Source organism: Nocardia sp. NPDC006044 (genome assembly GCF_042871115.1).
Lineage (GTDB): Bacteria > Actinomycetota > Actinomycetes > Mycobacteriales > Mycobacteriaceae > Nocardia.
Map to the genome: position 1 here is coordinate 1,150,482 of NZ_JBIAID010000004.1, position 11,238 is coordinate 1,161,719.

Genomic DNA, 11,238 nt, shown 5'->3' on the forward strand with positions numbered 1-11,238 from the left:
CTATCGCGGTACGGCTTTGACGGCACAGGGATCGTGGGCGGGTGGGAAGGTGAGGGTTGTGAGGTATACCCCGCCCTGTCCCCAGCCGGCGCTGGTGATCCACCAGCTGACGTCGTCGCGCACCAATTCGGCTGCGTGGGCGGCGACGTGGCCGGCCGTGTCGCTGATCTGGAAGCAGAAGGGGGAGTCGCTGCCGAACACGTCGGTGCCCAGATAGTCCGGTCGCGGCCCGATGAACAGATACCACCGGCCGTCCTGCTGAACGACGAACGGCGACTCGGTGTTTCCCGCCTCGGTGCCCACGGTCGGATCGGTGTAGGCGATGCGCCGGTCGCCCCAGTGCACGAGATCCGGGCTGGTGCGGTAGGCGACCACATGGTTTCCGCCCGTGGGTTCGCTGGTCGCGCAGTAGTACATCACCCACTGATCGCCCACCCGGGCGACCATCGGATCACGCGCGTCGTAGCCGTCGCGGAACAACGGCCCGGAAGCTTCACGCTCCCAGGTGAACATGTCCGTCGAGGTCGCCAGATTGATCTGAGCAGCGGTCCGATCCGTGCCGCCACCGGCGTAGAACATGTAGTACCGGCCCTGCGCCGCGACCACGTGCGGCGCCCACAGGTGCGTTTCCCCGTACTCCGGGTCGACCTCGAGCGCCGGCGGCTGCTTGGTCCACGGCCCGAGCAGCTCGTCCGCCGTCGCATGCGCGAACTCGATCTCTTCGAACGGATTCGCGGGCTCGGGATGCGTGATCCCGAACAGATGCCACCGCCCGTCCGCGTCCCGGACGATCGTGTGATCGTTGATATACCAGGGCTCGGCCTCCCCGGCGCCGGGATCGTAGATACGCACAAAGGCGCCCGCACGGACCACATCGCGCATCGGCATACCTCCATCATCCTCGCTCCTCGGCCCGCTTCGATGCGGTTCGGGTATCGCGTTGTGGCCGGTTCAGTGCCGTGGTCGTAGCGCGCCCGACCCGGCGGCGGCCAGCAGCACGAACAACACCGGAACCCCCAGTCCCACAGCGAGACCGTGGTTCTGCGCGACGAAGCCGATGAGCACGGGGCCGGTGAAGAAGCCCAGATAGCCGACGAAGGACACGTTCGCGATCGCCTGCGCCGGGTGCACGCCGGGGACGCCGCCGCTCGCGGCGAAGGCGAGGGGCAGGGTGAACGAGATGCCGAAACCGAACACCGCCACGCCGAACAACGCGGGAACCATGCCCCCGCTGAGCAATGCGGCGCCCAGGCCGAGCCCGGCCGCGAGCGTGCCGAACAGGAACGGCCGCACCGGACCGAACCACGCGACCAGCCGGTCGCCGATCAGCCGGCCGGCGAACATCGACCCGGCGAACAGGGCGAACCCCAGCGCCGCGAGCGAGGTGCTGGCGTGCGTCTCGTCGCGCAGGTAGACGGCGGTCCAATCGTTGGCCGCGCCCTCGGCCATCGCCACGCAGAACGCGAGCAGGCCGAGCACGATCAATCGCACCGGCCAGCGCCGCGCACGGCCGGGCGCGTCCGCCTCGCCACGCGCCATGCGGTCGATGGATGACGGCAGCATCCCGCGCGCGCCGAGCACGGCCGCCACGACGACCAGCGCGCCGACCCCGGCGAAGTGGGCCGTGAGCGCCACGTGCGCGCGCTCGACCGCGGCGCCGATCACCGAACCGCCGATCATGCCCAGGCTGAAGCAGGCGTGGATACCGGACAGCAGCGGTCGCCCACTGGCCTGTTCCACCGCGACGCCGTGCGCGTTCATCGCGACGTCCACGACGCTGTTGATCACCGCGAAAACGAATACCGCGGCGGTCAGCGCGGCCAGATTGCCGCCGGCCGTCAGCGCGGGCAGGCAGAGCGCGAACAGCGGCACCGCCACCCGCAAGGTCGCGCGACTACCGAACCGTAGGGTGACCAGCTTGCCGAGTTGCAGCCCGAACACCGCGCCGAGGTTCATCCCCGCGAATGCCGTTGCCAGCCCGGCCTCGTCGAGGCCGAGCTGGTCCTTGATGGTCGGGGTGCGGGAGACCCAGGTCGCGAACAGCGCCCCACTGAGGAAGAAGGTCAACCGGACCGACCACAGCGCCGACCGCACGTCGGTGGTGGATGGGCCCGAGGTCAGCACCGGCACTGTGCGCTCCTTTCGTCACGACCCGGGTCGCGACCGGGACACGAATCAGCCAGCGAAACACGAAAACGAGAGCCCGGCAACACGTTTACGCCCTGCGCGTGATCGCTGCGGCCTAAACTGGTCGGGTGGGTCCGGCGATCGTCGATCCGGGCCGGCAGAGAGTTGCCATGTATTCCGATCTCGACCCGCGCCGGTGGGTGGAGTTCGCGGAGATCGACAATGTGCGCGATCTCGGTGGCCTGCCCGTGAATGACGGCGGCACAACCCGTTTCGGGGTCGTCTATCGCTCCAGCACGCCGCAGCAGGTGTCCGAAGCCGATCTGGCGCAGCTGCTCGGTCCGGTGGGCCTGCGGACCCTGGTGGATCTGCGGACGCCCGCCGAGGTAGCGCAGGAGGGATATGGCCGGCTCGCGGAAAGTGCTGTGCGACTGGTCAATCTGCCCGTGTGCAAGACGGCGAGCGCGGCCATGCCCAGTGACCTCGTACCGGACGCGCACCAACTCGACCAGTGCGAGCTGTATCGCGAACTCCTCTCCGGCAGCGGCGAATCCATGGTCACCGCCGCCCGGCTCATCGCCGACACCGGTCACCATTCGGTCTTCTTCCATTGCGCCGCAGGCAAAGACCGCACCGGAATCCTCGCCGCCGTGCTGCTCGACGCCATCGGTGTGCGCGCGGAAGCGATCGTCGCGGACTACGTACTCACCGCCGACCGCATCGTCCGGATCCGCGCCCGGCTGGCCACCATGGCGTCCTACCAGGGTCTCCCGCCGCTGTCCCGGACCGGCATCTTCGCCGTCGACCCGGCGCCCATGCGCCGCTTCGTGGCCGGCCTGCGCGCCGAGCACGGTGGCGCGGCCAACTGGCTGCGCGCGAACGGCCTGACCGCCGCCGAACTCCGCGACCTGCGCCGGGTCATGGTCCGATAGCCGGCCCTACGCCGCGTCGGTCAGGCTGCGCCGCAGGTAGTCGGCGGTGATCGAGTTCTCGTCCGCGAGCATCGCGGCCGGCGTTCCGGTGAACACGATCTCGCCGCCGTGCTTGCCCCCGTCCGGGCCGAGGTCGATCACCCAATCCGCGCGCTTGACCACGTCCAGGTCGTGCTCGATGACGATCACCGTGTTGCCCGCGTCGACCAGCCGGTCCAGCAGCGCCATCAACGTGTCCACATCGGCCATGTGCAAGCCGGTGGTCGGCTCGTCGAGGACATAGACGCCGCCACTGCGGTGCAGATGATCGGCCAGCTTGATCCGCTGACGTTCACCGCCCGACAGCGAGCTGAGCGAACGGCCCAGGGTCAGATAGCCGAGCCCGACCTCGGTCAGCGACCGCAACGGCGTGCGGATCTTGCTGTCGGCGTTGCCGTCCCAGAAGTCCAGGGCCTGCTCGGCGGTCATGTCCAGCACGTCGGCGATGGACGCGCCGCGCACCGTGTAGTGCAGCACCTCCGGCCGGAATCGGCGGCCGTGACAGGTCTGGCACACGGTGGTGATCGGATCCATGTAGGCCAGATCGGTGAAAATGACGCCCGCGCCGCCGCATTCGGCGCACGCGCCCGCGGAGTTGAAGCTGAACAGGCCCGGCTGCACGCCGTGCTCCCTGGCGAACAACTGCCGCATCGGATCCATGATCCCGATGTAGGTGGCCGGGCTGGAGCGCCGCGACGCGTGAATCGCGGCCTGGCTCACCGCGATCGCGTCCGGGTGCGCGGCCAGGAACGCCCCGGAGACCAGGGTGCTCTTGCCCGAGCCCGCCACCCCGGTGATCGCGGTGAGAACACCGGTCGGGAACCGCGCGGTGACGTTCTTCAAGTTGTGCAGCGCCACGTCGGAAACGGTGAGCCACCCGGTGGGCGTGCGCGTGACGTTCTTGACCGGCCGCACCCGGCGCAGCAACTCCCCGGTCACAGTGCCGGAGGCCCGCAGTTTGTCGACCGTGCCCTGGAACTCGACCTGTCCGCCGTGCGCGCCCGCACCGGGACCCATGTCCACCACCTGATCGGCGATCTGGATGACGTCGGGGGAGTGCTCGACCACCAGCACCGTGTTTCCCTTGTCCCGCAACTGGATCAGCAGATTGTTCAACCGGCCGACGTCGCGCGGGTGCATGCCGACGCTCGGCTCGTCGAAGATGTAGGTCATGCCGGTGAGGCTCGAGCCCAGGTGCCGGACGACTTTCAGCCGCTGCGCCTCACCGCCGGACAGCGACGAGGTCTCCCGGTCCAGCGAGAGGTAGCCGAGCCCGACCTCCTCGATCCGCCGCAGCCGTTCGACGGCGGCGCCGGCGATCACCGCGGCCATCGGATCGTCGATCGCGCCGAGCACCTCGATCAGATCCGACACCTCGAACCGGCCGTAGTCGGCGATGCCGAGTCCGTCGATCCGGCTGGCCAGCGCGGCCGCACTCAACCGCGCACCGCCGCAGGACGGGCAGATCTCCTCGGTCACCACCGCTTTCGCCGCCGCCCGATTCTTGTCCGAGAGCGAGTCCAGATCCCGCTTGATGTAGAGCCGATCGAACCGTTCGAGCAGCCCCTCGTACGCATTGGACCCCATGCCGCCGGTCTTGTTCGGCCGCGGTACCCGGAAGCCGTTGCCGCGCAGGAACAGCTGCCATTCCTCGGCGCTGAACTCGCGCAACGGCTTGTCCGGATCGAACAGCTGCGACTGCGCGTAGAGCTGCCACTGAAACGTGCCGATCGCGAACGGCGCGAACGTGATCGCCCCCTCGTTGAGCGACTTGCCGGTGTCCAGCAGCTTGTCCAGGTCCGGCCGCACCACATGCCCCAGGCCGCCGCACTCCTGGCACATGCCGAGCGGGTCGTTGAACGAATAGCTGGTCGCCTCACCGGCACTCGGCTCGCTGTGCCGGGAGAACAGCACCCGGATGATCGACTGGATGTCGGTCATGGTGCCCACGGTGGACCGCGAGTTGCCGCCGATCGGCCGCTGATCGACGACCACCGCGGGGGCCAGGTTGTCGATCGCGTCCGCCTCGGGCCGCTCGTACTTCGGTAGCCGATTGCGGATGAACCAGGTGTAGGTCTCGTTGAGCTGACGCTGCGACTCGACCGCGACCGTGCCGAACACGATCGACGATTTCCCCGAACCGGACACCCCGGTGAAGACCACGATCTTGCCCTTCGGGATCTCCAGCGTGATGTTGCGCAGGTTGTTCTCCCGGGCACCGACGATCTGGATGGTGTCTTGCTCTGCATTCACGACGACCACGCTATGCGGCAATGAGGTCAGGATCTGTCCTCGTTGGGAGCCATACTGGGACCGTGACCGAGACCGCCGCGCGACTGCTGCAACTGCTGGCGTTGCTCCAGACCCGCCGCGAATGGACCGGGCCCGAGCTGGCCGACCGCCTCGGCGTCACCGTGCGCACGGTGCGTCGCGATATCGAACGACTGCGCGAGCTGGAGTACCCGGTGCGCGCCGGCCTCGGTTCGGCCGGCGGTTATCGGCTGGAGGCGGGGACCGCCCTGCCGCCGCTGCTGCTCGACGACGAGGAGGCGGTGGCGATCACCCTCGGGTTGCGCAGCGCCGCGCAGGGTTCGGTCGCGGGGATCGAGGAGTCGGCCGCGCGAGCGCTGGTCAAGTTGCAGCAGGTGCTGCCGTCGCGGCTGCGCGGACGGGTGGACGCGGTCGACTCGGCGACTGTTTCGCTCGATGGTCCGGCGGCCGGGCCACGCGTCGACCCCGAAACGCTGGTCGTGCTGGCCGCCGCGGCCAGGGACGGCGAGCGGATCCGGTTCCGCTATCGGGACAAGAGCGACGCGGAGAGCAAGCGATTCGCCGAACCGCACCGCCTCGTCGCCGCGGGCCGCCGGTGGTATCTGGTCGCCTGGGACATCGATCGGGCCGACTGGCGGACCTTCCGCCTCGACCGGATAGACGCGCCGTTTCCGACCGGCGTGCGGTGCGCGCCAAGGGAATTGCCTGCCGAAGACGCAGCCGCTTTCGTCACCGAGCAACTCGCGCATTCGCGGCCGGCGCGCAACGTGGTGTTCCTGGCGCACACCCGTGCCGAGCACCTGGCCGAAACCTTCCGGGTGCGACCGGAAGAGGTCGAGCCGATCGACGAGCACAGCTGCCTGATCCGCACCAGCGCCGACTCGCTCGAGTGGACCGCCGTCCGGATCGCCCACCTGAACGTGGAATTCGAGGTGCTGGAACCGCCGGAGATGAAGCGCATGCTGCACGAGGTCGGTGCGAAACTGCTTCGCGCGGCGGGGAATCCGCAGGTGGAAAGCGCGGACTGACGACGAGGACGGGCCCGATCGGAAAATGACCGATTCGCCTGTTTTCAATACCGGTATACGACCGGTCGTGCGTTGCTATCGTTCCGCCATGTCGAACAAGGCGGGCGATCGCCTGGAATCCGAGGCGCCCGTAGAAGATCGGCCCACGTTGCTGGAGGTCGATGACGAGGAAAAGCCTGCCCGGGTACTGACCGGATGGCCCGAGCGGATAGTCGCGACGGTGTCCTTCGTGGTCGCGATCCTGGTGGTGTGGCAGGTCTTTCGGCCGCTGCCGCAGGGCAGTCAGTACTACCTCGTCGTATTCCTCGCGGCGACACTGCCGTTGGTGTTCCTCGCCTATCGCTCCGGTGTGCGGTTCCTCGATCGAGGCGATGGGCCGGGCGTTTTCGACGGGCTGCTTGCCGTTGCCGCCGTGTTCGTGTGCCTCTATCCGGTGCTGCCGTTCGCCATCGGTTCCGGCGGCGGCGGATACAACGCCTTCTTGGATCGGCAGGGACTGCTCGATCCCGTCGACGTCGCCATGGGCGCGGTGCTGCTAGTCCTGGTGCTGGAGGCGTGCCGGCGGACCACGGGCTGGGTGCTCGTCGCGGTCTGCCTGGTGTTCGTCGCGTACGGGTACTACGGCGGTTTCCTGCCGCAGGACTGGACGATCGCGCACGCGGGCCTGGACTTCGGGCAGATCGTCGACGCGCTCTACAACTCGGGCAGCGGGTTCTACGGCACGCCCCTGGATGTCGCGGCCACCTATATCGTGCTGTTCACCCTGTACGGCGCGGTGCTCGAATTCTCCGGCGCGGCACAGTTTTTCGTCGACCTGTCGGTGGCGGCGTTCCGGCGCTCGCGCGGTGCGGCCGGACGCACCGCCGTGGCGTCGGGATTCCTGCTCGGCACGGTATCCGGGTCGGGCACCGCGACCGCGGTGACCATCGGCGCGGTCACCTGGCCGATCCTCAAACGCGCCGGCTATCCGCCGGAGCAGGCGGGCGGCATGCTCGCCGCGGCCGGTGTCGGCGCGATTCTTTCGCCACCGACCCTGGGTGTCGCGGCGTTCATCGTCGCCGAGTACCTCGAGGTGTCGTATGTGACGGTGCTCGGCTGGGCGCTGATTCCGACGCTGCTCTACTACCTCGGAATCCTGCTCGCCGTCGAGATCGATGCGCGCAGGCTCGGCACCGAACCGGTGGAGACCGACGGAGTTTCGGCGTGGCGGTTGCTGCTGCGCTTCGGCTACCACTTCCTGTCGCTGATCGCGATCGTCGTGCTGCTGTTGCTCGACGTCAGCGCCACCAAGTCCGTCGTGTACGCGACCGGCCTGGCGTTCGTCCTCGCCTTCTTCGACCCGCGCACTCGCGAGACCGCACTGTCACCGCGACGCGTGTTCCACGCGATCGGCAGCGGTGTGCGGGCCGCGCTGCCGGTGGTCGCGGTGTGTGCCTCGGCGGGCGTGATCACCGCCATGACCACCAAGACCGGCCTCGGCGCACAGCTCGCCGCCCTGCTGGTGCGCGCGGCGAAGTCGATGTCCGACAACCACACCGTGGTGCTGGCCTGCACGGTCGTGCTCGCCGCGATCGCACTCGCCCTGCTCGGCCTGGCGGTGCCGGTGACCGCGTCGTTCATCATCGGCTGGGCGATCATCGGACCCGCGCTGCTCGCGCTCGACGTGCCGCCGCCGGCCGCCGCGATGTTCGTCTTCTACTACTCCGTGCTCTCCGAGGTCACGCCGCCGACGGCGCTGGCCGCGGTCGGCGCCGCCGCGGTCACCGGCGCGCGCACCGTGCCGACCATGTGGCAGGCGCTGAAATACGCGCTGCCCGCGTTCCTGGTTCCGGTCGTGTTCGTGCTCACCGAACCCGGCGAATATCTGCTCGGCCGCGGTCCCGTGCTGGGCATCCTGTGGACGACGGTCGTCGCCTGTGTAGGGGTCGCCGGCCTCGCGATCGCCACCGGCGGCTGGATCCTCGGCGTCGGTCCGGCGAAACCACCGGCCAGAGCGCTGGCCGGGATCGGCGGCCTGTTGCTGCTGTACCTGGAGACCGGCGCGCTCATCGCCGGAATGGTCGCGCTCGCCGCGGCCGTCGGGATCACTCTGCTCGCTCGAAGGAGGACGACATGAGAAGAGTCGCCGTAGTTTTCGCCGTCACCGCGGTATCGGCCGGACTGCTGACCGGGTGCGGGGGGCGTCGAGACGCGCCGCATCACGACGCGGGCGGCGCGATCACCTGCGAGGTGCGGCAGGAGACCAGGGTCGGCATCGCCACCGGCAACGCGACCGGCGTGTACTTCGCGCTCGGCAACTCCTACGCCGACCAGGTCTCCCAGGCCACCAACGGCAAGGTGAAGGCGACCGCGGCGGAAACCGGCGCGTCCGTGCAGAACATCCAGCAGCTCGTCGCGGGCACCTACCAGGTGGCGTTCTCACTCGCCGACACCGCCGCCGACGCCGTGCTCGGCGTCGGCAGCTTCGACGGCAAAAAGCAACCGGTGCAGGCGCTTTCGCGGCTCTACCCGAACTACACCCAGGTGGTCGCCCGCACCGGCTCCGGCATCAACTCCGTCGCCGACCTGCGCGGCAAGCGCGTGTCCACCGGCTCGCCCAAGTCGGGCACCGAGGTCATCGCCCAGCGCGTCCTGCAGGCCGCCGGCCTGAATCCCGACAGCGACGTCTCCGCTCAGCGCCTCGACCTCACCAAAACCGTCGACGGGATGAAGGACGGCTCGATCGACGCCATGTTCTTCTCCGGCGGCCTGCCCACCCCGGGCATCACCGACCTGTTCACCTCGGCCAAGGACAAGGTCCGCTTCCTCGACCTCACCGACCAGCTGCCCGCCATGCGCAAGCTGAGCCCCGTCTACGAGGCGGGCACCATCCCCGCCGCCACCTACGGCCTGTCCGCCGACGCGAAGACCATCGTCGTCCCCAACGTCCTGCTGGTCCGCGACGACCTCGACGCCGACCTCGCCTGCGTCCTCACCAAGGCTCTTTTCGATCGCAAACCTCAACTGGAACAGGCGAACTCCGCCGCCAAGGACATCTCCCGGGACAACGCCCGCAAGACCGACCCGGTCCCGCTGAACCGCGGCGCCGACCACGCCCTGACCAAGTAGGCAGCCGCTGCCGCTTTGCTGCTCGGTGGAAAATCGACCGGATACCAACGTTTTTCATTAGCTGAGCGGATGGCGTTGATATCGTCACGCCTTGTCTGCCATCGCCGTTGGACTCCGTCGTCCGCGGTCGCGGTGGACGAGGTGGAGCTGCCCGCACGGGCGTCGAGTTTGGTGGGCGAGCGGGTTGGTCGCGGCCGGTGTGGTCGTTCGGCCCGCTCAGGGAGGACGAGATGAGAAGAGTGGCCATCGCTATTGCCGTGGTGTCGGTATCGGCGGGGTTCGTCGCCGGCTGCGGGCCGCGCCAGGACGGGCCGCCGACCGACTCGGGCGCTCCGGTCACCTGCGAGGTGAAGCAGGGCACCAAGCTCGATATCGCCACCGGCAACGCGACCGGCGTGTTCGCCGCGCTGGGGATCGCCTACGCGGATCAGATCGCGCTGGCCACCGACGGTCGAGTGACGGCCACCGCCGCGGAGACGATGGCGTCCGTGCAGAACATTCAGGACCTGGTGGCAGGCAAGTATCAGGTGGCGTTCGCGCAGACCGATACCGCGGCCGACGCGGTGCTCGGCATCGGCACCTTCGACGGGGACAAGCAGCCGGTGCAGGCGTTGGCGCGGCTGTACCCCAGCTATACCGAGGTGGTCGTTCGGGCCGACTCCGGCATCACCTCCATCGCCGGCCTGCGGGGTAAGCGGGTGTCGACCGGATCGCCGAAGTCCGGGACGGAGATGCTGGCACGGCGCATCCTGCGCTCCGGTGGGCTGAACCCGGACAGCGATATCGCGGTCAACCGTCTGGATCTGACCAAGGCCGTCGCCGGGATGAAGGACGGCTCGCTCGACGCACTGTTCTTCACCGGCGGTCTGCCGACGCCGGGGCTCACGGAGTTGTTCAAGTCGGGCGGGGACAAGTTCCGTTTCATCGACACCTCCGAGCAGCTGGCCGGCATGCGGATCCTGAACCCGGTCTACGAGTTGGGTGCCATCCCCGCCGCGACCTATGGACTGCCGGAAGACGTGCCGTCCATTGTCGTACCGAACGTGCTGCTGGTTCGGGACAACCTGGATGCCGATGTCGCGTGCGTGCTGACGAAGGCGCTGTTCGATCGGAAACCTCAGTTGGAACAGGCGAATGCCGCGGCCAAGGGGATCGTGCGGGACGCCGCACGGGAGACGAACCCGGTCCCGCTGCACCGCGGGGCACAGCACGCGCTGGCCAACTGAAGTCTTCGTGGCCTGAGTCACATTCGTGTGACTCGCACCGATCTTCGGCCGATGTCAGGGGCCTTGACCTGCGAATTCTCGGGCTGCCCAGGGGATTTGACGTGGCGTTCTGCGACACGTAACTTAGTTCGAGTCAGAGCGACACGGACACCGACCCGGAGCCGAGAAGCCCAGCGGAAACGCTGAGCGGAGGACCGGGAAACGAGGTAGTACGAGGAGCGCCTGACGCTCACACTGGCAAGACCGGTACCCCGATTTTACCTCGGGTTCATGGTTGCGCTAAGCTGTAAAAGTTGCCTCACCGACCGATCGGGCCAAGCCCGCTAAGTGGTGTGTGCGTGTGTTCTTTGAGAACTCAATAGTGTGTCGATGAATGTCAGTGCCAATTTTTTATTGGTTCCGATTCCTCATGCCCCCCGGTTGAGGGGATCGGACATTTTTGTCAGCAAATACTTTTTGCTGGTGTTTTGTTTTGCTAGGTTTTCGGACTCTAGTTAGATTGTTCTG

General features: G+C 68.0%; 8 protein-coding genes. 5 read left to right on the forward strand and 3 right to left on the reverse strand.

What is annotated here, in order from left to right; all coding sequences use genetic code 11:
• Positions 1-882: a glycosyl hydrolase family 32 gene (locus ACFYO1_RS36360; RefSeq protein WP_387241595.1), complete on the reverse strand. Its 882-nt coding sequence runs from the start codon at positions 880-882 to the stop codon at positions 1-3.
• Between the two features lie 69 nt (positions 883-951).
• On the reverse strand, positions 952-2,130 hold the full coding sequence (locus tag ACFYO1_RS36365) for an MFS transporter (protein ID WP_387241598.1): 1,179 nt from the start codon (positions 2,128-2,130) through the stop codon (positions 952-954).
• Positions 2,131-2,255: 125 nt separating this feature from the next.
• Here ACFYO1_RS36365 and ACFYO1_RS36370 point away from each other — a divergent pair, with 125 nt between their 5' ends.
• Positions 2,256-3,059 carry a tyrosine-protein phosphatase gene (locus ACFYO1_RS36370; protein ID WP_387241601.1) on the forward strand — a complete coding sequence of 268 codons (804 nt, stop codon included), beginning with the start codon at positions 2,256-2,258 and terminating at the stop codon, positions 3,057-3,059.
• A 6-nt stretch (positions 3,060-3,065) separates the two neighbouring features.
• On the opposite strand, the gene ACFYO1_RS36375 is transcribed toward ACFYO1_RS36370, so the two are convergent.
• A complete protein-coding gene (locus tag ACFYO1_RS36375) occupies positions 3,066-5,351 on the reverse strand; it encodes an ATP-binding cassette domain-containing protein (protein WP_387241604.1) in 2,286 nt (761 codons plus the stop codon).
• Between the two features lie 62 nt (positions 5,352-5,413).
• Here ACFYO1_RS36375 and ACFYO1_RS36380 point away from each other — a divergent pair, with 62 nt between their 5' ends.
• The 4 genes from ACFYO1_RS36380 (at position 5,414) to ACFYO1_RS36395 (ending at position 10,731) form a co-directional block, all read left to right on the forward strand.
• Entirely contained in the window at positions 5,414-6,397 is a 984-nt protein-coding gene (locus ACFYO1_RS36380) for a helix-turn-helix transcriptional regulator (protein WP_387241607.1), read from the forward strand.
• A gap of 88 nt (positions 6,398-6,485) precedes the next feature.
• Complete coding sequence (locus ACFYO1_RS36385) at positions 6,486-8,513, forward strand: TRAP transporter permease (protein WP_387241610.1); 2,028 nt, start codon at positions 6,486-6,488, stop codon at positions 8,511-8,513.
• Positions 8,510-9,505: a TAXI family TRAP transporter solute-binding subunit gene (locus ACFYO1_RS36390; protein WP_387241613.1), complete on the forward strand. Its 996-nt coding sequence runs from the start codon at positions 8,510-8,512 to the stop codon at positions 9,503-9,505. Before ACFYO1_RS36385 ends, ACFYO1_RS36390 begins: the two co-directional genes overlap by 4 nt.
• Positions 9,506-9,735: 230 nt before the next feature.
• A complete protein-coding gene (locus tag ACFYO1_RS36395; protein ID WP_387241616.1) occupies positions 9,736-10,731 on the forward strand; it encodes a TAXI family TRAP transporter solute-binding subunit in 996 nt (331 codons plus the stop codon).
• Positions 10,732-11,238: the final 507 nt, after the last annotated feature.

Excerpts from the sequence above, each read along its gene's own strand:
- ACFYO1_RS36385 (WP_387241610.1), top strand. The coding sequence starts at position 6,486 with ATGTCGAACAAGGCGGGCGATCGCCTGGAATCCGAGGCGCCCGTAGAA.
- ACFYO1_RS36360 (WP_387241595.1), bottom strand. The coding sequence starts at position 882 with ATGCGCGATGTGGTCCGTGCGGGCGCCTTTGTGCGTATCTACGATCCC.
- ACFYO1_RS36390 (WP_387241613.1), top strand. The coding sequence starts at position 8,510 with ATGAGAAGAGTCGCCGTAGTTTTCGCCGTCACCGCGGTATCGGCCGGA.
- ACFYO1_RS36395 (WP_387241616.1), top strand. The coding sequence starts at position 9,736 with ATGAGAAGAGTGGCCATCGCTATTGCCGTGGTGTCGGTATCGGCGGGG.